21 protein-coding genes, 1 tRNA gene and 1 pseudogene are annotated in these 18513 nt (G+C 69.1%); 11 read left to right on the forward strand and 12 right to left on the reverse strand.

Annotated elements, in window-relative coordinates; all coding sequences use genetic code 11:
• Positions 1–12: 12 nt before the first annotated feature.
• From JN22_RS28265 to JN22_RS28275, 3 genes are all read right to left on the reverse strand, one after another.
• Positions 13–1011 (reverse strand): YeiH family protein, encoded by a 999-nt coding sequence (locus JN22_RS28265; RefSeq protein WP_143268517.1) that lies wholly within the window; start codon positions 1009–1011, stop codon positions 13–15.
• Between the two features lie 91 nt (positions 1012–1102).
• Positions 1103–2353, reverse strand: a complete 1251-nt coding sequence (locus tag JN22_RS28270; protein WP_085557045.1) for a molybdopterin molybdotransferase MoeA — start codon at positions 2351–2353, stop codon at positions 1103–1105.
• Positions 2354–2481: 128 nt separating this feature from the next.
• The gene (locus JN22_RS28275; RefSeq protein WP_085557046.1) at positions 2482–3675 is read right to left on the reverse strand and encodes a vWA domain-containing protein; all 1194 of its coding nucleotides are present in this window, start codon (positions 3673–3675) and stop codon (positions 2482–2484) included.
• A 57-nt stretch (positions 3676–3732) separates the two neighbouring features.
• Between JN22_RS28275 and JN22_RS28280 the strand changes: the two genes are divergently transcribed.
• Complete coding sequence (locus JN22_RS28280) at positions 3733–4308, forward strand: HD domain-containing protein (protein WP_085557047.1); 576 nt, start codon at positions 3733–3735, stop codon at positions 4306–4308.
• 259 nt (positions 4309–4567) lie between these two features.
• Here the strand turns inward: JN22_RS28280 and JN22_RS28285 are convergent, their stop codons facing one another.
• From JN22_RS28285 to JN22_RS28300, 4 genes are all read right to left on the reverse strand, one after another.
• Positions 4568–5224 carry a DUF2497 domain-containing protein gene (locus JN22_RS28285; protein ID WP_223677923.1) on the reverse strand — a complete coding sequence of 219 codons (657 nt, stop codon included), beginning with the start codon at positions 5222–5224 and terminating at the stop codon, positions 4568–4570.
• Between the two features lie 128 nt (positions 5225–5352).
• The gene (locus JN22_RS28290; protein ID WP_085557049.1) at positions 5353–6744 is read right to left on the reverse strand and encodes a TolC family outer membrane protein; all 1392 of its coding nucleotides are present in this window, start codon (positions 6742–6744) and stop codon (positions 5353–5355) included.
• A 2-nt stretch (positions 6745–6746) separates the two neighbouring features.
• Positions 6747–7073 (reverse strand): rhodanese-like domain-containing protein, encoded by a 327-nt coding sequence (locus JN22_RS28295; RefSeq protein ID WP_085557050.1) that lies wholly within the window; start codon positions 7071–7073, stop codon positions 6747–6749.
• A gap of 86 nt (positions 7074–7159) precedes the next feature.
• Positions 7160–7816: a protein-L-isoaspartate O-methyltransferase family protein gene (locus JN22_RS28300; protein ID WP_085557051.1), complete on the reverse strand. Its 657-nt coding sequence runs from the start codon at positions 7814–7816 to the stop codon at positions 7160–7162.
• Positions 7817–8087: 271 nt separating this feature from the next.
• On the opposite strand from JN22_RS28300, the gene JN22_RS28305 reads away from it, so the two are divergent.
• Together JN22_RS28305 and JN22_RS28310 are read left to right on the forward strand one after the other, a co-directional pair.
• A tRNA-Cys gene (locus tag JN22_RS28305) sits at positions 8088–8161 on the forward strand.
• Positions 8162–8529: 368 nt separating this feature from the next.
• Complete coding sequence (locus JN22_RS28310; protein WP_085557052.1) at positions 8530–8715, forward strand: hypothetical protein; 186 nt, start codon at positions 8530–8532, stop codon at positions 8713–8715.
• A 6-nt stretch (positions 8716–8721) separates the two neighbouring features.
• On the opposite strand, the gene JN22_RS28315 is transcribed toward JN22_RS28310, so the two are convergent.
• Both JN22_RS28315 and JN22_RS28320 read right to left on the reverse strand, forming a co-directional pair.
• Positions 8722–8934: a hypothetical protein gene (locus tag JN22_RS28315; RefSeq protein WP_085557053.1), complete on the reverse strand. Its 213-nt coding sequence runs from the start codon at positions 8932–8934 to the stop codon at positions 8722–8724.
• A 120-nt stretch (positions 8935–9054) separates the two neighbouring features.
• Positions 9055–9360 carry a hypothetical protein gene (locus JN22_RS28320; protein ID WP_085557054.1) on the reverse strand — a complete coding sequence of 102 codons (306 nt, stop codon included), beginning with the start codon at positions 9358–9360 and terminating at the stop codon, positions 9055–9057.
• Between the two features lie 266 nt (positions 9361–9626).
• Here JN22_RS28320 and JN22_RS28325 point away from each other — a divergent pair, with 266 nt between their 5' ends.
• A complete protein-coding gene (locus JN22_RS28325; RefSeq protein ID WP_179166248.1) occupies positions 9627–10421 on the forward strand; it encodes a C1 family peptidase in 795 nt (264 codons plus the stop codon).
• Positions 10422–10500: 79 nt separating this feature from the next.
• On the opposite strand, the gene dksA is transcribed toward JN22_RS28325, so the two are convergent.
• On the reverse strand, positions 10501–10920 hold the full coding sequence (dksA, locus tag JN22_RS28330; RefSeq protein WP_085557056.1) for an RNA polymerase-binding protein DksA: 420 nt from the start codon (positions 10918–10920) through the stop codon (positions 10501–10503).
• Between the two features lie 190 nt (positions 10921–11110).
• The gene (locus tag JN22_RS28335) at positions 11111–11536 is read right to left on the reverse strand and encodes a flagellar assembly protein FliX (RefSeq protein WP_085557057.1); all 426 of its coding nucleotides are present in this window, start codon (positions 11534–11536) and stop codon (positions 11111–11113) included.
• Positions 11537–11768: 232 nt separating this feature from the next.
• Between JN22_RS28335 and JN22_RS28340 the strand changes: the two genes are divergently transcribed.
• The 6 genes from JN22_RS28340 to sciP all read left to right on the forward strand — a co-directional run bounded on the left by JN22_RS28340 (position 11769) and on the right by sciP (position 17190).
• Positions 11769–12923 (forward strand): flagellar basal body P-ring protein FlgI, encoded by a 1155-nt coding sequence (locus tag JN22_RS28340; RefSeq protein WP_085557058.1) that lies wholly within the window; start codon positions 11769–11771, stop codon positions 12921–12923.
• Positions 12923–13300 carry a rod-binding protein gene (locus tag JN22_RS28345; protein ID WP_085557059.1) on the forward strand — a complete coding sequence of 126 codons (378 nt, stop codon included), beginning with the start codon at positions 12923–12925 and terminating at the stop codon, positions 13298–13300. The genes JN22_RS28340 and JN22_RS28345 overlap by 1 nt, the downstream gene beginning before the upstream one ends.
• Positions 13293–13805 carry a flagellar basal-body protein gene (locus JN22_RS28350; protein WP_085557060.1) on the forward strand — a complete coding sequence of 171 codons (513 nt, stop codon included), beginning with the start codon at positions 13293–13295 and terminating at the stop codon, positions 13803–13805. The genes JN22_RS28345 and JN22_RS28350 overlap by 8 nt, the downstream gene beginning before the upstream one ends.
• Before the next feature lie 273 nt (positions 13806–14078).
• A complete protein-coding gene (locus JN22_RS28355) occupies positions 14079–15890 on the forward strand; it encodes a flagellar hook-length control protein FliK (protein WP_085557061.1) in 1812 nt (603 codons plus the stop codon).
• Between the two features lie 78 nt (positions 15891–15968).
• The gene (locus JN22_RS28360) at positions 15969–16712 is read left to right on the forward strand and encodes a flagellar hook assembly protein FlgD (RefSeq protein ID WP_085557062.1); all 744 of its coding nucleotides are present in this window, start codon (positions 15969–15971) and stop codon (positions 16710–16712) included.
• 217 nt (positions 16713–16929) lie between these two features.
• Positions 16930–17190, forward strand: a complete 261-nt coding sequence (gene sciP, locus JN22_RS28365) for a CtrA inhibitor SciP (RefSeq protein WP_449658113.1) — start codon at positions 16930–16932, stop codon at positions 17188–17190.
• Between the two features lie 102 nt (positions 17191–17292).
• On the opposite strand, the gene JN22_RS35060 is transcribed toward sciP, so the two are convergent.
• On the reverse strand, positions 17293–17886 hold the full coding sequence (locus JN22_RS35060; RefSeq protein WP_085557064.1) for a TetR/AcrR family transcriptional regulator: 594 nt from the start codon (positions 17884–17886) through the stop codon (positions 17293–17295).
• Positions 17887–18026: 140 nt separating this feature from the next.
• Here JN22_RS35060 and JN22_RS28375 point away from each other — a divergent pair.
• Positions 18027–18491: pseudogene (locus tag JN22_RS28375) on the forward strand (MaoC family dehydratase); the annotation flags it as partial.
• Positions 18492–18513: the final 22 nt, after the last annotated feature.

The raw sequence follows: 18513 nt of genomic DNA on the forward strand, positions 1-18513 counted from the left end.
CCGGCCGGCGCGTCAGGCGAAGCACAGGATGCCGATCAGGCTGAAGCACGCAAGGAACAGCGTCGCCCCCAGACCGAGCAGCAGCGGGCGCGGCCCCCTGGCCAGCAGCTTCGAGGGATCGGCGTCCAGCCCCATGGCGCCCAGCGCCATCGCCAGCAGGAAGGGGGCGGCCTGCCCGGCCCAGCCGCGCACCAGCTCCGGCAGCAGCCCGGCGCTGTTCAGCGCGATCAGCCCGAGGAAGCCGGCGACGAACCAGGGCAGCGGCGCCGGGCCTCCATCCGCCCCTCTCCCGCCGCGCCGGGCCAGCAAGGCCCCCATCGTCACCACGACCGGGGCCAGCAGCATGACCCGCCACAGCTTGGCGAGCGTGCCGATCTCCCCCGCCTCCCGCCCGTCCTGGAAGGCGGTGGCGACCGCCTGCCCGACCTCGTGGATCGACGCCCCCGCCCACAGTCCGAAGACGTGCGGATTCAGCGCCAGCGCCTCGGCGAGCAGCGGGTAGGCCAGCATCGACAGCGTGCCGCACAGGGTGACGCAGGCGATGGCGTAGGCGACGTCCTCCTCCTCGGCGCGGGCGACGCTGTTGACGGCGAGCACGGCCGACGCGCCGCAGATCGAGGTTCCCGCCCCGATCAGCCGGGCGAGCCCCGGCTCCACCCCCAGCGCGCGGCCGAGCCGCCCGGTGAACCACAGGCTTGCCGCCAGCGAGGCGGCGACCACCGCCAACCCGGCGACGCCGAGCGTCCCGACCTGCGCCGCCGTCACCTGGGCGCCGAGCAGCACCACGGCGGCGCGCAGCAGCGGCCGCACGGTGAAGGCGACGCCCGGCCGCAAACTCTCCCGCGCGCCGACAACGGCGCGCAGCGCCATGCCGAGCAGCACCGCCAGCAGCAGCGGGCTGACGCTGTGCCAGCCGAAGGCGGCGACCAGCGCGGAGGCCGTGCCGGCCAGCAGGGCCGACACGAGAACGCCGGGAAACAGGCTTGTGACAGAGCCTCGGACCATCATCATTCCACCCTCCAATTCCACAGGGAAAATGGAGGGAAATCGATGATCGGTCCAATTTATTGTCTTTACCGTTTCGATCAGAAAAACGGATCGCTCACGCGAACAGACCGGTGAAGGGCAGGAAATCGACCAGATCGCCGGGACGGATGGCCGTCGTTTCGGCCGGCATGTCGACCAGCCCGTCGGCCTCGACCATCGAGGTGAGAACGCCGGAGCTGTTGCTCGGGAACTTGACCGCCAGCGGACGGCCGTCCGCCCCGCGTTCCAGCCGGGCGCGCAGGAACTCGCGGCGTCCCGCCTTCTTGTCGAAGGAGAAACCGGCGACCACGAGACTGCGCGGGGTCGCGGTGCTCGTGGCGCCCGACAGCCGCAACACCAGCGGGCGGCCGACCAGCAGGAAGGTCACCATCGCCGACACCGGGTTGCCCGGCAGCCCGAGGAAGGGCGTGTTCCCCACCCGCCCGAGCGCCAGCGGTTTGCCCGGCTTGATGGCCAGCGTCCACAGGTCGATGGAGCCCAGCGCGTCGACCGCCGCCTTGACATGGTCCTCCTCACCGACCGACACGCCGCCGCTGGTGATCAGCAGATCGGCGGTTCCGGCCGCGTCGGCCAGCGCCGCGCGGGTGGCGTCGGGCCGGTCGGGCAGGATGCCGAGGTCGCGGACCTCCACCCCCAGCGCGTCGAGCTGGGCGGCCAGCGTGTAGCGGTTGGCGTCGTAGATGGCGTGGTTCGGCTTCGGCGTTCCCGGTTCACGCAGCTCGTCGCCGGTCGAGAACAGCACGACGCGCAGCCGCTTGCGGACGCTCAGCGACGCGCGGCCGACGGCGGCGGCCAGCCCGACCTCCTGCGCGCGCATCCGCTGGCCGGGGCGCAGCACCACCGAGCCGGCGGTCATGTCCTCTCCGGCCGGGCGGATGTTGGCGCCACGCTTCAGGGCGGCGGGAACCAGCACGCCGTCGCCTTCACCCTGGCAATCCTCCTGCATGGCGACGGTGTCGGCACCGGCCGGGACCGGCGCGCCGGTGAAGATGCGCACCGCCTGCCCGGCCCCGACCACGCCGCCGAAGCTGGAGCCGGCCGGCACCCGGCCGACCACCGACAGATGCCGGAAACCGCCCGCCACCTCGGCCCCCGTTCCGGCGGCGTAGCCCCAGCCGTCCATCGCCGACACGTCGGCCGGCGGCACGTTCAGCGGGGCAGTCACGTCCTCCGCCAGCACACGGCCGAGCGCCGCGCGCAACGGCACCTCCTCCGTGCCGGTGACGGGACCGAAGCCCCGGTCGATGCGGGCGACCGCCTGGTCGAGCGACAGGGCGGTCGGGCCGTGAGCGGTGCAGTCATCCATCGAAATCGTCCTTACCCGGTGTCATGGTCGCGGTTGCGCGAGCAGGCGTATACCGCATACCACACGACGACGCCTTGTCCTGGGTCAAGCGTCCGTTCGCCAAACCAGCAAAAAGCGGCGCGCCCGCTTCAGCGCACCAGTTCGCGCATCGCCCCGTCCAACCCCTCCAGCGTCAGCGGAAACATCCGCCCGTCCATCAGGCGCTGCATCAGCCGCGTGCTCTCCGAATAGGTCCAATAGGGTTGCGGCGTCGGGTTCAGCCACACCGCCTTGCCGTAGACCGACAGCAAGCGCTGCATCCAGACCTGCCCGGCCTCCTCGTTCCAATGCTCGACGCTGCCGCCGGGATAGACGATCTCGTAGGGGCTCATCGCCGCGTCGCCGACGAAGACCAGCTTGTAATCCGGCGGATAGGTGTGCAGCACGTCGAAGGTCGGGATGCGCTCGGTGTGGCGCCGGGCGTTGTCGCGCCAGACGCCCTCGTAGACGCAGTTGTGGAAGTAGAAGTGCTCCAGATGCTTGAATTCGCCGCGCGCGGCGGAGAACAGCTCCTCCACCAGCCGGATGTGGTCGTCCATCGAGCCGCCGACGTCGAGGAACAGCAGCACCTTCACCGCGTTGTGCCGCTCCGGCACCATCTTCAGGTCGAGCCAGCCGGCGTTGGCCGCGGTGGCGCGGATGGTGCCCGGCAGGTCCAGCTCGCTGGCGGCACCCGTGCGGGCGAACTTGCGCAGGCGGCGCAGCGCCACCTTGATGTTGCGGGTGCCGATCTCCACCCCGTCGTCGAGATTCTTGAACTCGCGCCTGTCCCACACCTTCACGGCGCGGCGGTGGCGGCTCTCGTGCTGGCCGATCCGCACACCCTCCGGGTTGTAGCCGTAGGCGCCGAAGGGCGACGTGCCGGCGGTGCCGATCCATTTCGACCCGCCCTGGTGCCGCCCCTTCTGCTCGGCGAGCCGCTGCGCCAGGGTCTCCATCAGCTTGTCCCAGCCGCCGAGCGCCTGGACCTGCGCCTTCTCCTCCTCGGTCAGGAAGCGCTCGGCGAGTTTGCGCAGCCATTCCTCCGGAATCTCGGTGACCGGCACCTCGTCGGCGCCGCCCTCCCCCTCCCCCGTCACACCCTTGAAGGTCTGGCCGAACACGCGGTCGAAGCGATCGAGATTGCGCTCGTCCTTCACCAGACAGCTGCGGCTGAGGTAATAGAACTCCTCGACGCGGAAGGACGCGGTTCCCTGCTTCATGGCCTCCATGAGAGTCAGGTACTCCGTCAGCGAGACGGGGACACCGGCCTTGCGCAGATCGAAGAAGAAAGTCGTGAACATCAGCGGTCCTTCGCGCGGGTCTCGGGCGGAGAGTAACGCCGGACAGGAAAGAACGCCATGAGCCCCTCCAGCAGCCTGCCCCCCTCTCCCCTCCTGGACTTCGCCCGCGCGCTGGATTTCGCCGCGCACAAGCACATCGACCAGCGCCGCAAGGGGGTGCGCGCCGAGCCCTACGTCAACCACCTGTCGGAGGTGGCGCTGCTGGTCGCCGAGGCGACCGGCGGCGCCGATCCGGTGGTGGTGATCGCCGCCTTGCTGCACGACACGCTGGAGGACACTGACGCCAGCTACGAGGAGATCGAACGCCTGTTCGGGCCGGAGGTCGTCAAGGTGGTGGCCGAGACGACCGACGACAAGCGCATGTCCAAGGCCGAGCGCAAGCAGCACCAGATCGACGCGGCCCCGACCGCCTCGACCCGCGCCAAGCTGGTGAAGCTGGCCGACAAGGTGTCGAACCTGCGCTCGATGGCCGCCAGCCCGCCGGCCGACTGGCCGCTGATCCGGAAGGTCGAGTATTTCGAATGGGCGCACGCCGTCGTGGCGGGCTTGCGCGGCACCAACGCCCGGCTGGAGGCGCTGTTCGACCGCGCCTATCACGACGGGCTGGCGGAACTGCGCGGCGAAAATGTTTGAGGCGACGGCGGCTACGGCATGCATGCGTAAGCCGAAGCACTTTTTTTACACGGATGAACACAGACAGACACGGATCAGAAAAAATCATCACCAACATTGCGGAACAGGTCAAAGGCGGTCACTCGTCTCGCCCATCCGTGTCTATCTGTGTTCATCCGTGTAAAAAAGAAAAGGCCAATCCCGAATGATGGAGCTGGCCTTTTTCCTTCCACTTCGTACCGATTGAAAAAGCGGTCCAAGCCGATCAAACGGCGACCGATCAGAATTTCTGCGACCGGCGGATCATCCGGTCGATCTCCTGCTGCACGAGTCGCTCCACGATGGTCGGCAGATTCTCGTCCAGCCATTCCTTCAGCAGCGGCTTCAGCAGTTCGCGCACGACCTCCTCCACCGTGCGGATGCCGATCGGCATCGGCCCGATCGACAGGTCGTCCCCCAACTCGCGCGCCAGATGGGTCAGATGATGCGAGGCATCCTCCGCCGTCCGGCGGGAGATCAGGCCGTCGTCCACATCGACGGGGCGACGGCGCGGGCGCGGCGGGGGCGGCGGCTCGTCGTCCTCGAAATCGTCGAAGGCCGGCGCCGGGCGCCGCGCCGCGGGGCGCGGTGGAGGCGGCGGCTCCGGTTCGGGTTCGTCGAACAGCGACGGGCGGGGCGGCGGCTCGGGAAAGGCGGGCTCGTCCTTCCACGGATCCGGCTCCGGCTCCCCGAAATCCGGCATCTCGGCGACCGGATCCTCCTCGACCATCTGGGTGAGTTCCAGAACGTCGTCGTCATCCTCCTCCTCCATCATCGGAGGGGGCGGAGGCGGTGGCGGGGGTGGCGGAGGCGGGGGTGGAGGCGACGCGGCCTCGGTCTTCGCGGGCTCGCCGTCCTCGGAAATGATCCGACGGATGGAGGCGAGGATTTCCTCCATCGATGGTTCTTGCTGGCCCTTATCGCTCATCGTCGAAAACCCGAGACGTCAACCCGCCCCAAACCTAGGGCAGACGTCGGTAAAAAGCCACAATACAAAAACGGCCCGCTTTCGCGGGCCGTCTCGTTTCACTCGGACACCGAGGTGCCGAACCATTTGCCCCGCGTCTTGTCGTAATTCGCCTGGGGATCGTAATACTGGATCGGCAAGTTGAGCTGCTGCGCCGTCAATTGTCCCGTCGCCGCGAGAACATTGAAGGCCGCGACCATTTCGTCACGCTGGGCGCGCACCAGGAAGACCCGGCCGTTCAGCAGTTCCTGCTCCTGGTTCAGCACGTCGAGAACGGTGCGCGAGCCGACCTGCGCCTCCTGCCGGACGCCTTCCAGGGCGATTTCCGCCGCCTTGATCTGCGCCGAATAGGACTCGATGCTGGCGCGCGCGGTTTGCAGGGCCTGCCACGCGCTGATCGCCGATTCCGTGACGGACCGGCGCGCCTCCTCGATTTGCAGGCGGGCCTGGTTCGCCGTCTGCTTGGCCTCGCGGACCAGGGCTTCCGGCTGGCCGGCCTGATAGAGCGGGATGGTCACCTGGGCGGTGAGCTGCGCGCTGTCCGACCGCTTCAGGTCGACGCCCGAGGAGCGGCCCGGATCGTAGTTGCGGGTGCCGGTGGCCGACAGGTTGACCGACGGCAGCATGCGGCCGAACTGCTGGTCGACCGTCGCCTGCTGCGCGGCCTCCGTGTAGCTCGCCGACAGGACGTTCGGGTTGTTGGCACGGGCCAGCTCGACCAGCTCGTCCAGCGTCTTGGGCAGCTTGAAGGAGGGCTTGGGCGCCTTCAGGTTGCCGGGGGCGGCCCCGACGACCCGCTCGTAGGTCGCGCGCGAGGCCTTGAGCTGGCCATCGGCCGAGATTTTCGAGGCGATGGCGCCGGCCAGACGCGACTCGGACTGGCTGACGTCGGTGCGGGTGTATTCACCGACGCGGAAACGGTCGCGGGCGGCGTCGAGCTGGCGGCGCAGCACCTGCTCGTTGTTGTTCTGGAGCTGGAGCACCGCCTGGTTCTGGACGATGTCCAGATAGGCCTGCGCGGCGTTCAGAAGGATCGTCTGCTCGCTGGCGATCAGCGAGGCGCGCTGCGCTTCGACAAGCCGCTCGGCCCGGCGGACGGCAGGACCTACGGTCGCGTCGTAGACCGGCTGGCTGGCGCTGAGGCCGAGGCTCTTGGCGTTCGCCTCCGACCCGGTCGAACCCCCGTCGAACTTGCTTTCGCTGATCGAGCGGGTGACGCCGGCGGTGGCGCGGACGGTCGGACGGTAGCCGGACAGCGCCTGCGGAACGCCTTCGTCGACGGCGCGCAGGCGGGCGCGCTGGGCACCCAGCGTCGGGTTGTTGGCGTAAGCCTGGGCCAGCGCCTGTTCCAGCGACTGGGCCCACGCCACGCCGGCCCCGCCACCCAGCGTGGCGGTCAGGGTCAAGGCCGTCGCCAGCAAGGGGCGCGCAAAACGGCTTCGCACGGTCATGTTCAATAGACCTTCATGTTCGGGTCGATTCGGCGCGCCCAGGCATCGACGCCGCCATCGAGATTGATGGCGCGGTCGAACCCCTGGGAACGCAGCCACATGGTGACTTGCGCGCTGCGGCCACCGTGGTGGCACACGACGACGATGTCGCGGTCCTTCGGCAATTCCGCGACGCGGGCCGGAAGGCCGTTCATCGGAATGTGCAGGCTGCCGTCGATGGCGCACAGGCCATACTCCCACGCCTCGCGCACGTCGAGGAGGAGGGCGTCGTCGCCGGCTTTCCGGCGGCGGTCCAGCTCTTCGACCTCGATCTCGAACGGTGCGGGCATGGGGCTATCACTTTCGCGCAAGGGTACCGGCGACGGTAACGCAGAACCGCAAGGATGTGAACTGCACGGTTCAGTTCAAACGATCATCAGAACACAAAAGACGTCTTTTTCTCGAATCCCGGCAGCGCGTGGGGCTGCGCCTCGAACAGGATGCGGCTGGACAGCACGCCGCCGGCGCGCTGGAACAGCCGGACCTCGCCGACTCCGCGCTCGTCCCGCACGATGGCGACCAGACGGCCGTCCTCGGCGAGCTGCGCGGCCAGAGCCGCCGGAACCTCCGGGATGGTACCCTCGATGACGATGACGTCGTAAGGGCCGCTCTGGGCGTACCCCTCCGCCATCGGGGCGGTCACGATGGTGGCGTTGGCGACGCCCTGGGCGGCAAGCGCGGCGGTGGCGGCGGCGGTCAGGCCCGCGTCGCTGTCGACGCCGACGACCGAGGCCGCCAGACGGGCGAGAACCGCCGTCGAATAGCCGCCGGCGCAGCCGACGTCGAGCACCCGGTCGGTTTCCTGCACGGAAACGAACTGGAGCATGCGGGCGAAGACCATCGGCTCGAGCAGGTAGCGGCCGTTGCCGAGCGGCAGGTCGTCGTCGACATAGGCGACGCCGCGGGCGGATTCGGGAACGAAGAGCTCGCGGGGGGTTTCGGACAGGACATCGACGAGGCGATGGTCCGTGACCTTGTTCGGACGAATCTGTCCCTCGACCATGAAGAAGCGGGCGGCGGCGAAATCGGTCATGGCGGTCGCTTGTATGGATGTGTTGTGACGGCACCGGCACCAAGCCGACCACGAGACGGCTCCTGCCATGGCGGTTTATATAGCCGCAAAGCCTTCAGGAACACAACGTCACAGCCGCGCGGCTCCAGCTTCGAGCCCGGTCGCGGCGGCGCGATGAAGGAACGTGGGAAAAGCATCACCATTCGCCTTGACCGGCCGGCGGCGGGTCGTTATACCACCGCTCCACACCGCGACGCTCTCCCGACGGGAACGGCGTCGACGCTGACAGGATGGCGCGGTGGCAGAGTGGTGATGCAGCGGACTGCAAATCCGTGTACGTGGGTTCGATTCCCGCCCGTGCCTCCATCCTAAAAAACAATCACATCAGATGGTTGGCCCTGCTCGCGCGGGGTTTTTTGTTGGCCGGCGCACCGCCGGGGCCGGCAAGCCCGCGCCGGGCCGATCGACGGCTTTCAAGCCTCGGCGGGTTTTGCGCACCCACCGCCCCGACGCGGACGCCCATCCCGCTTCCCGCGTCCAAAAGGAAAAAGCTCCGGCGATGGGCCGGGGCCGGCACGAATCGGGCATCGCCCGGAAGCGCCCTGTTTCCGGAATTCCCGCCCTCTTCGCGCATCGCCCGGATTCCGGACGGCCGGCATCGGAAGAGGGAGGGATCGCCCGATGGCCCGGTGTAGGCTTGGGCGACCGCCCCATCCATACCGGCGAGGCACCCGATGACCGATGACGCGACGACCGATGACCGGCAGTCCCCGCGAATCCAGCGGCTGACCGACGCCCTGCACGCGATCACCCTGGAGGCCGGCTCCGCCCGGTCCGCCCTGTGCGAACACGAGTTGGTCATCCGGCTCGACAACATCCTTGCGCTGGCCCAGGCGGCACTCCGGGACGGCACCGCCTAGCCACGGTCATTCGCCCCAATCCATCTGGCCGTCCCAGCTGCTGTCGGACGAGCCGGCGGTGACGCCGTAACCGCTCTCGTAGGAGGTCGGGCTGCCGCCGGAGGAACCGCTGACGGCTCCGCCCGCCCCCGAGGAGTTCCCCGGCGAATCCATCGACACGCCACTGCACGCCGCGGCCGACAGGCAAAGCACGGTGATCGACATGGCCTTCGCAAGCATCGCTTTGCTCTCCCCTCTTCCTCATGGGTTTGGTTGCCCACAGGGAACTGACGCGGGAATGCTGCGAAGCAACACCAGCCAGAAGCATATGTCCGAACGGGGGGCCGAAACGGAGCGGGACTAAGCCCGCGTCGGTTTCCCCCGTGGAGGGAAGCGGCTGGAGGTCGCCCCGGCGGCCGGACGGCGGTAGTCCGGCGCGTCGGGATCGGGCCCCGGCCCGGCCTTGGCCGCCTGCGCATGGGCGATCGCCGCCTCCAGGTCGCGGATCCGTTCCTGCAAGGGCTGGATCAGGGCGGCTCCGGCGCCGCGCCCCTTGAACTGGTCGAGATCCTGCTTCAGCCGGGCCGCTTGGCTCTTCATCTCGGCCAGGCTCGGCTCGCCGGGCTTCTTGCTCGTGCGGTAGACGCTTTCCTCATGTCGGCTCACGGGAAGAACCTCCTGATTGCGTTCGGTCGCGTCGGCAGGACCGACGCCCGCATGCTAATCCGCATCCGCCGGAACCGCAGCAAGCTTCCGCGGTTCCGGAGAAACAATCCTGCGATCCGGCCCCTTTCATTCAGAAAGGCCCGTCCTCCTGCGACGCCGCCGTCACCGCCCGCCCCTTTACAAGCCCCGGAATCGCATCGACCATGGGAGGAGGCCGCTCGGCCTTGCTCTCATCGAACGACGCCTTTCCGGAACGAACGCGCAGCATGATCGATCCCGACAGCCGGTACACGCCCGTCCTCAACTGCGTTCCGTCCCGCAACACGCAAGCGGACTGGACTTGGCAGGTGGCGCTCGACAGCGGAGCGGTGCCGGCCGTCTCCTCCCGGCATCTGCCCGATTCGGTGGATCTCCGGGACGACCGCTGGCCGGTGAGTTGCCAGGGAACGAGCGGTGCCTGCGTCGGCTTCGCCACGGCCGACGGCGTGCTGCGCTACCACTTCGCCCGGAAGGCGATGATCGACATCGCGGTCCGGCTGTCGCCGCGCTTCATCTGGATGGCCGACAAGGAAACCGACGAACTCACCAGCTACCCCACGACCTTCATCGAGGCCGAGGGCGCCCAGCCCAAACGGGCGTTGGAGATCGCCCGGCAATATGGATGCGCGCTGGACGACGATCTGCCGATGGACGGGCCGCTGTGGGAGGGCACCGCCGAGGCCTTCTACGCCAAGGCGGCCAGATTCCGCATCGCCAGCTTCCACAATCTCGGCGTCAGTCCGGCGGTGTGGCGCAAATGGCTGGCCACCAACGGGCCGATCCTGACCCGCCTCGACGCCGACGACTCCTGGATGGGGGCCGGGGCGGACGGCGAACTCGAACGCCACGACCCGCGAAGCGTCAAGGGCGGCCATGCGGTCTGCGTCGTCGGCTACCGCCGCGACGGCAGCTTCATCGTCCGCAACAGTTGGGGGCCGGGCTGGGGCGACCAGGGCTTCGCCTACGCCAGCGCCGACTATGTCCGATCGGCCTTCCGCGAAGGCTACGGAGTCGTGGTCTGACAAACCGCAGGCCGCCACCGCGCGTGACGGCCGGATTCGACCGTCACGTTTCCCCGGAAAGGGGCGGCGGAGGCAGCGCTCAGTCGTCGCGCTGCGTGCGCTCCATGCGCTCGTGACGCTCCTGGGCCTCCAGGCTCAGCGTCGCGATCGGACGGGCGTCGAGGCGGCGGACCGCGATCGGATCCCCCGTCTCCTCGCAATAGCCGTAGCTGCCGTCCTGGAGACGCTCCAGCGCCGCGTCGATCTTGGAGATCAGCTTGCGCTCGCGGTCACGGGTGCGCAGTTCCAGGGCGCGGTCGGTCTCGGCCGACGCGCGGTCGGCGATGTCCGGTTCCTGGATACCGCCTTCCTGGAGGCTGTTCAGCGTCCCGCTGGATTCCGCCAACAGCTCGGCGCGCCAGCGCAGAAGCTTCTGGCGGAAATATTCCCGCATGACCGGGTTCATGAACGCCTCGTCTTCCGACGGGGTGTAGTTCTGAGGCAGAAGCGGCGACGTCATCCGAAAGCATCCAGCGCAAAAGGGGTGATCCGGGCGGCGCGGAGTATAGGCAGGCGGACGCGCGTCCGCAACCCCGTGGTTGGGGGCCGGAACGATCAAACAAGCCCTTGGAATGAAAAAGATTTGTAACCTTTTTGCGACCGGATCGACAACCGCCGGCTGCGCTGCGGCGCAGCATGGGCGGCGACCGTCATGAGGTCAGCTTCGCCAGCTCGACCTGGGCGCGCAGATCGATCTCGTCGAGGATCTCGGCGAGGTCGGGGTCGTCCACCTGGGCGCGGCGCGTCTGCACCACCTTGGCGAGATCCATCAGCTTCTGCGTGGACAGCGTGCCGGCCAGCAGGCCGTGCTGGATTTCCTCCAGCCGGTCGAGCATCTCCTCCGCCCGCATCTTTCCGCGCGAGGCCCGCGCGGTCGCGTCGTCGGTCGCGTCGACCTCCTGCAAGGCGAGCACGCCCGAGACGCCGGACACCGACGCGGTCGCGCTGACGCCCTGGGGGCCGCCGCTCTCGCCGACGAGCTGCTTCGAGAAGGCCGCACCGGAGGAGCCTTCGGCCTTGCCGGTGCGGCGGACCGGACCGCCGCCGCGTATGTTGCCGGAGCCTTCGACTTTCATGATCCGTGCGACCGTCTGAGGTAAATGGATGCTGTAACGCGCATACTCTAGATGGGCCAAGCTTAACACCCGGTCAAGGTTTGCCGCAATCGGGCAAAAATTGCCGCGCCGGCGTGACCAGAAGGCGCCATTTCCCGGCGATTCTTCAGGACAAGCCGCCATCCGCGCCGAACCGGGTCTTTGGCATGGGGTTTGTATGGGGACGGGGTGCCCGTTCAGGAGTGCCCGCGTCATGCTGTCCACCGCCCTCGCCTTTCTGCGCCGTGCCGTCACGCTCTCCGGCCTCGTGGCCGGCCTCGTGCTCGCCCTGGCCGCGGCGCTGCCGGCGGGGCCGGCCGAGGCCGCCTCGGCGCGCATCAAGGACGTCGTCGATGTCGAAGGCGTTCGCGACAACATGCTGATCGGCTACGGCCTCGTGGTCGGGCTGAACGGCACGGGCGACAGCCTGAACAACTCGCCCTTCACCGAACAGAGCCTGGTCGGCATGCTGGAACGGATGGGCGTCAACACCCGCGGCACCAACCTGCGCACGAAGAACGTGGCGGCGGTGATGGTGACGGCCACGCTCCAGGCCTACGCGGCGCAGGGCACGCGCATCGACGTCACCGTCTCGGCGATGGGCGACAGCAAGAGCCTGCTGGGCGGCACCCTGCTGGTCACCCCGCTGATGGGCGCCGACGGCGAGGTCTACGCCGTGGCGCAGGGGCCGATCGCCGTGTCGGGCTTTTCCGCCCAGGGCCAGGGCGCCAGCGTGACGCGCGGCGTGCCGACCGCCGGCCGCATCTCCGCCGGCGCCATCGTCGAGCGCGAGATCCAGTTCTCGCTGGCCGAGCTGCCGGTTCTGCGCCTCAGCTTGCGCAACCCCGACTTCACCACCGCCCAGCGGGTGGCGACGGCCATCAACATCCAGCTTCGCGGCAACCGCGCCCAGGCGACCGACCCGTCCTCGGTCCTGCTGACGGTGCCGGAGGTGAGGCGCGGCGACATCGTCGGCCTGATCACCGAGATCGAGCAGCTTCGCGTCACCCCCGATCAGGTGGCCCGCGTGGTGGTGGACGAGAAGTCCGGCGTCATCGTGATGGGCGAGAACGTCCGCATCTCCACCGTCGCCATCGCCCAGGGCAACCTGACCATCCGCATCACCGAGACGCCGCAGGTCAGCCAGCCCAGCCCCTTCAGCCAGGGCCAGACCGCGGTGGTGCCGCGCACCGACATCCAGGTCGACGACCAGTCCAACAACCGCCTCGCCGTGATGAATTCCGGGGTGACGTTGCAGGAGTTGGTACAATCCTTGAATGCTCTGGGGGTAGGCCCGCGGGACATGATCGCCATCCTCCAGTCGATCAAGGCCGCCGGAGCCCTGCAAGCCGAGATCGAGGTGATCTGATGGACCTGAGCCCCGCCCTTCCCCCGACGCCAGCCCCGCGCCTGCCGACGCTGATCGAACGGGCGAAGGCCGAGGGCTACGGCGTCCGCACCCAGGCAAAGATTTCCGACCTCGAGGCCAGGGTCGACCCGGCAAAGCTTGCCCAGATCCGCAAGTCCGCCAACGAATTCGAGAACGTCTTCGTGTCCCAGATGATGGGCCACATGTTCGAAGGCATCGAAACCGACGAAACCTTCGGCGGCGGGCGGGGCGAGGAGATGTTCCGCCCGATGCTGATCGAGCAGTTCAGCAAGCAGGTCACCCAGCGCGGCGGTCTCGGCATCGCCAGCCAAGTCTACCAGGAACTTCTTCGCGCCCAGGAGGCCAGCCATGGATAAGGTCGACGTCCGCTTCCCGCAGCCGGCCAAGGCCGCGCCCTCCAACCTGCCGAAAAACGCCCTCGAACGCGCCACCGCGCTGGTCGAGCTGATGGACCGGCTCGCCGCCCTGCTGGAGCGCGAGGCCGCCGCCGTCCGCGCCCGCCGCCCGGCCGCCGAACTGGCCCGGCTCGCCAAGGACAAGCAGCCGATGTCGCTGGTCTACGAGGAGATCTCCCGCCTCCTGCGCGTCGACCGCGAGGGGGTGATGGGGCTGCCGGCGGAGCTGAAGCTGGCGCTGAGGGAGGCCACCGGCAAGCTCTACGCCGCCACGGCCGACAACGCCGAGGCCCTGCGCGTCGGCGGGCAGGCCCAGAAGATCGTGGTCGACACCGTCGTCGCCGCCGTCAGCCGGGCCCAGAAGGCGCCGGTTTCCGCCTACGCCGCGCATATGGGCGGCGGGCGGGGGCACAGCCCGCAACCCAGCGGGCCGCGCACCGCCTCGGCGCTCAACACCCGGCTCTGACCCCGGAACCGCCAGTCCGGACCGCCACATCCAACGCATGGGGCCGCTCCACCCGGAGCGGCCTTTTCTTTTGCGGAAAGCTCGCGCCCGACGCGGCGCGGCAAGAAAGGCCGGGACGACCCGGCGGTTTTTGCCGCCCTCCGGCGGGAACTGCCGCATCGGGAGGGCCCGCGGCCGGACGGGACGGCCGATCCCGCACACGAAGGCCGCCCGGCGGTTGGCCCGGCAGTTGCATTGTTCCCGACGCGCCCCGCCGTCTTGAGGAACCGTCCCATGGAAATCCAATCGAACATCGCAGCGTCCTCCCTGTTCGACGGCCTTTCCCAGCCCCAGGCCCAGGGGACCGGCACCAAGGACGACATGTTCTCCAAGATGATGGACCGCATGCTGAGCGACTCCATCGCCCGCAAACGCGACCAGGCCGACGCGGCCGCCAAGGACGCGGCGAAGGACGCCGCCCGCGAGGCCCGCGACGCCAGGGCCGAGGCGCAGCGCAAGGCGCCGATCCGCGCCGAACGGCCGCGCCTCGACGCCCCCCCTCCCCCGCGCCAGCCGGAGCGGCCGGAGCCGCAGACCGTCGCGCGCGCCGAGACCACCCCGCCCGCCCGCGAGGCGGCGAAGGACGCGGCCCCCGCCAAGGCGGACGAGCCGGCGCGCAAGACCACGGCGGCCAGGACCGACAAGCCGGCCGCCAAGGACACGGCGAAGATCGCCAAGGACACCGCCGCGCCGGACAAGGCCGCCGGGACGGCCACCGACGACGACGACGCCACCGGCGGGACGGACGGCGCGTCAGAGGCGGACGGCACCGATGTCCTGGCCGACGGCAACCAGACCGCCGGCGACCGGGACATCGGTGACCAGACCATGGTTGTCGACGTGACGGTGACCGTCACCGAAACGGTGGTCGAGGTCGTGACGCCGACCGCCAGCGACACCCTGCTGGCGAGCCTGCAACTGACCGGCGTCGCCACGCAGGGTCCGGCGCCGGAGGCCGCCACCGCCGCAACGCCCACCGTCGACGGAGACGCCGCCGCTGGCGCCGCGGCCCAGCCCCAGGCCGACCCGGCCGCGCAGCTCGCGGCGCAGCTCGCCCAGGCCCGGCAGGCGGCGACGCAGGGTGCCGGACAGGCCGCCAACAAGGCCATGGATGGGACAACCGGGCAGGCCGCCGACGGCAAGGCCGCCACGGATGCGGCGCCGACGGCCGACGGCCTGCCACCCGTCGAGCTCGCGTCCGACGCCGGCCAATCCGTCGAGGCGCTGCCGACCGACGAGGACGCCGCGCTCCCCGCCAGCTTCGCCGACATGATCGCCGCCGCGAAGGCGAAGATGGGCGAAAAGGGCGGCGCGCGTCAGCCGGGCACCGAATCGGGAAGCCAGAACAACGGCCAGCCGCAGCCCCAGCCCAACATTGCCCAGGCCCCGACGCCCGCCGCGCCCGTTCTGGAATCGCTGAAGAGCACGGCCGACAGCCAGGCCGTCGGCGCTCTCGCCGCCGCCGGCGCTCCGTCCGCCATCGCCGACTCCGGCGCGGCCCAGCAGACCGGCGGGTCGCACGCCCACGCGGCGATCGCCGCGATGGAGGCTCCGCGCGCCGCCGCCTCGGTCGATCCGGCCCAGGCGGCGGCGGTGCTGCGGCCGTCGCGCGGCACCGCCGGCCTGCCGATGGGCGTGCCCGATCAGGTCGCCGTGCACATCAAGAAGAACGTCGCCAGCGACGTCGACCAGTTCACCATCAACCTGCACCCGGCCGAGTTGGGACGGATCGACATCAAGCTGGACATCGGGGCCGACGGGCGCGTCAACGCGATGGTCGCGGTGGAGAAGGCCCAGACGCTGGAACTGCTGCAACGCGACAGCCGCGGCCTGGAGCGCGCCCTTCAGGACGCCGGCCTGCAAGCCGATTCGAACAGCCTGAACTTCAGCCTGCGCGGCGAGGGCAACCCGTTCCAGGGCAACGCCAAGGGCGGCTCGGGCAAGCGCGGCCGCGGCTTCGGCGGAGGCGACGAGGAGGTGGCGGAGGCGGGGACCGCCGCCTACACCGTGACGGTCGGCAACGGCCGCCTGGATATCCACGCCTGAGCCATCCACGCCCGAGCCCCCGCACCCCGCCTTTCCATTCGGCCGAACGACGGCCACCGAGCCTGAAGGACAACCGCCATGACCACCACCACCGGCACCTCCGATGCGGCGCTGAACCAGTACGGCACCTACGCGGGCACCAAGTCCACCGGCTCGAAGACCGTCACCAAGAACACCAACCTGACCGACGAGGACAAGACGGCCAGCGCCACGAAAGGTCTCGGCGACAATTTCGAGACCTTCCTGACCATGCTGACGACGCAGATGAAGAACCAGGATCCGCTGAAGCCGATGGACACGAACGACATGACCAAGCAGCTGGTCGAGTTCGCCAACGTCGAGCAGAACATCGGCACCAACAGCCGCCTGGACAAGCTGGTAAAGCTCCAGGGCGCCGGCACCGCCTCGACCAACCTCGCCTATCTCGGCCGCACCGTCGCCTACGAGGGCGACCGCTTCCAGTACACGGACGGCATGACCACCGCGCCGCTGGGCTACGAGCTGGCGACCGCCGCCAAGTCGGTTCGTGTCGATATCCTTGATTCGCAAGGGCGAATCGTCCGCTCGATGCCGGGTGAGACGACGGCCGGCACCAAGCACGCCGTCAATTGGGACTTCAAGGACGACAACGGCAAGGCGGTGCAGCCCGGCATCTACCGGCTGAACATCGCCCCGGTGGCGGAGCAGAAGGACACGACGATCAAGGCGACCACCTACACCTTCGGCACCGTCGGCGGCATCGGATCGGGCAAGGACGGCGAAACCGTGCTGACCATCAACTCGCAGGAAATCCCGCTGTCGAGCCTCACCACCGTCTACTGAGGCCGGACATTATCCACCCCGTCCGGGTAAGCTTCTACCCCGCGCGGACTCATTAACCCTTTCGTTTAGGTATTTGTTAAGTGCCGGCGCCTAAAGTACCCCGAAATCGTGGAATGCACAGTCTGGGTCGGAGCGTCCGCGCATGGCACTTATCGAGTATGAAACCAGCGAGGATTTAGCCGCTGGCACAGCGGTCATCGGCCCGGAAGGGCGCCCCATGACCGAGAACGATCTTCCGCCGCCTGACACCAAGCGCTGGGTCATGCGTCGCAAGGCCGAGGTCGTGGCCGGTGTCCGTTCGGGCCTGATAAGCCTTGAGGAGGCCTGCCGCCGCTACACCCTGTCGGTGGAGGAGTTCCTGTCCTGGCAGCGGCTGATCGACAGCCACGGCATGCGGGGCCTGCGCGCCACGCGCCTCCAGGACTACCGTGGCGACGGCCAGTTCCAGGTCCGCCCGCGCATCGACGCCGCCGAGTAAGCGACGCCGCCATTCCGTTCCGGTCACGCCGCAGGCATTCCCTGCGGCGTTTGTGCATGGCCGTCCGGGCCGCGTTGAGCACCGAACGAAGCCGGGCGTCCGTCAGGCCATGCGCGCGCAGGCGGCATCGATCAGGACTGCCGCCGCCGAGGCCACCATGCCGGAGTCGCCGTCCGGCCCCAATGTCTGCCCGGCCGAATAGGCCCCCTCCATCAGCACCTGGAGATGCCCGGCCAGCCGGTCGGGGTCCACCGCTCCCGCCGCCGCCGCCAGGGCGCGCAGCCGGTCGCGCACCGCGCGTTTCTGCGCCAGCGCCACCCCGCGCGCCGGGTTGTCCGGGTCGCGCAGTTCCGACGCCGCGTTGGTGAAGGGGCAGCCACGGAACTGCGGATGCTCGATCCAATGGCCGAGCGAGACGAACAGCGCCTTCAACTGCGCCACGGGATCGCCGGGGTGGCGGGCGACGACCCGGTCCCACCAGTCCCGGTGAAGCGCCGCGTTGCGCTCCAGATAGGCGCGGACCAGATCCTCCTTGGACGCGAAATTGCGGTAGAGGCTCATCTTGGCGACGCCGGAGCGGGCGATGATGGTGTCGACCCCGACGGCCCGGATCCCCTCGCGGTAGAACAGTTCCGCCGCCGTGTCGAGAATCCGTTCCCGTGCCGTCGTCCTGCGTGTCTGAGCCACCGCGTTCATTCCAACCCTCCCCCGCGCCGTCGCACCGTTGGATCGAGGGCGCGATTCGTCGGATTGACAATGATACAGACCTGTCTCTACCATGAGGAAAGAGACAGACCGGTCTCAATCATAGACGCCGACCGCGAGGAAAGGAACCGGGGATGCGCTATTTCGAAGACCTGACGGTGGGCGACCGCTTCAGCGGCGGACCGCTGACCGTCACCGAGGACGAGATCGTCGGATTCGCCGCCCGCTTCGACCCCCAGCCCTTCCATCTCGACGCGGAGGCCGCCAAGGACACGCTGTTCGGCGGGCTCGCGGCCAGCGGCTGGCACACGGCAAGCCTGACCATGCGGATGATCGTCGGCAGCGACACCGAACTGGCCGGCGGCTACATCGGCGTGGGGGTGGACAGCATCGCGTGGCCGAAGCCGACCCGCCCCGGCGACCGGCTGCGCGTGGAAAGCGAAATCGTCGAGTTGCGGCGGTCGGCCAAGCGGCCGGAGCGCGGCATCGCCCGCATCCGCACCGTCACGCTGAACCAGGCGGATGAGATCGTGCAGACGATGGTCGCCAATCTGCTGGTGCCCGCCCGCGCCGCCGCGACAGCGGTGCCGGCGTAAGGAAAAAGGCCCCGGCGGGTGA

The sequence above is a fragment of the Azospirillum agricola genome (assembly GCF_020005195.1).
Classification (GTDB): Bacteria; Pseudomonadota; Alphaproteobacteria; order Azospirillales; family Azospirillaceae; genus Azospirillum; species Azospirillum agricola.

Bases quoted from the DNA above. Each gene is read 5' to 3' on its own strand.
- JN22_RS28360 (WP_085557062.1), top strand. From the start codon at position 15,969: ATGACCACCACCACCGGCACCTCCGATGCGGCGCTGAACCAGTACGGC.
- JN22_RS28295 (WP_085557050.1), bottom strand. From the start codon at position 7,073: ATGCCCGCACCGTTCGAGATCGAGGTCGAAGAGCTGGACCGCCGCCGG.
- JN22_RS28285 (WP_223677923.1), bottom strand. From the start codon at position 5,224: ATGGAGGAAATCCTCGCCTCCATCCGTCGGATCATTTCCGAGGACGGC.
- JN22_RS28310 (WP_085557052.1), top strand. From the start codon at position 8,530: ATGACCGATGACGCGACGACCGATGACCGGCAGTCCCCGCGAATCCAG.
- JN22_RS28280 (WP_085557047.1), top strand. From the start codon at position 3,733: ATGAGCCCCTCCAGCAGCCTGCCCCCCTCTCCCCTCCTGGACTTCGCC.
- JN22_RS28270 (WP_085557045.1), bottom strand. From the start codon at position 2,353: ATGGATGACTGCACCGCTCACGGCCCGACCGCCCTGTCGCTCGACCAG.
- JN22_RS28345 (WP_085557059.1), top strand. From the start codon at position 12,923: ATGGACCTGAGCCCCGCCCTTCCCCCGACGCCAGCCCCGCGCCTGCCG.
- JN22_RS28275 (WP_085557046.1), bottom strand. From the start codon at position 3,675: ATGTTCACGACTTTCTTCTTCGATCTGCGCAAGGCCGGTGTCCCCGTC.
- JN22_RS28335 (WP_085557057.1), bottom strand. From the start codon at position 11,536: ATGAAAGTCGAAGGCTCCGGCAACATACGCGGCGGCGGTCCGGTCCGC.
- dksA (WP_085557056.1), bottom strand. From the start codon at position 10,920: ATGACGTCGCCGCTTCTGCCTCAGAACTACACCCCGTCGGAAGACGAG.
- JN22_RS28355 (WP_085557061.1), top strand. From the start codon at position 14,079: ATGGAAATCCAATCGAACATCGCAGCGTCCTCCCTGTTCGACGGCCTT.
- JN22_RS35060 (WP_085557064.1), bottom strand. From the start codon at position 17,886: ATGAACGCGGTGGCTCAGACACGCAGGACGACGGCACGGGAACGGATT.
- JN22_RS28325 (WP_179166248.1), top strand. From the start codon at position 9,627: ATGATCGATCCCGACAGCCGGTACACGCCCGTCCTCAACTGCGTTCCG.
- JN22_RS28300 (WP_085557051.1), bottom strand. From the start codon at position 7,816: ATGACCGATTTCGCCGCCGCCCGCTTCTTCATGGTCGAGGGACAGATT.
- JN22_RS28265 (WP_143268517.1), bottom strand. From the start codon at position 1,011: ATGATGATGGTCCGAGGCTCTGTCACAAGCCTGTTTCCCGGCGTTCTC.
- JN22_RS28350 (WP_085557060.1), top strand. From the start codon at position 13,293: ATGGATAAGGTCGACGTCCGCTTCCCGCAGCCGGCCAAGGCCGCGCCC.
- JN22_RS28290 (WP_085557049.1), bottom strand. From the start codon at position 6,744: ATGACCGTGCGAAGCCGTTTTGCGCGCCCCTTGCTGGCGACGGCCTTG.
- JN22_RS28340 (WP_085557058.1), top strand. From the start codon at position 11,769: ATGCTGTCCACCGCCCTCGCCTTTCTGCGCCGTGCCGTCACGCTCTCC.
- sciP (WP_449658113.1), top strand. From the start codon at position 16,930: ATGACCGAGAACGATCTTCCGCCGCCTGACACCAAGCGCTGGGTCATG.
- JN22_RS28315 (WP_085557053.1), bottom strand. From the start codon at position 8,934: ATGCTTGCGAAGGCCATGTCGATCACCGTGCTTTGCCTGTCGGCCGCG.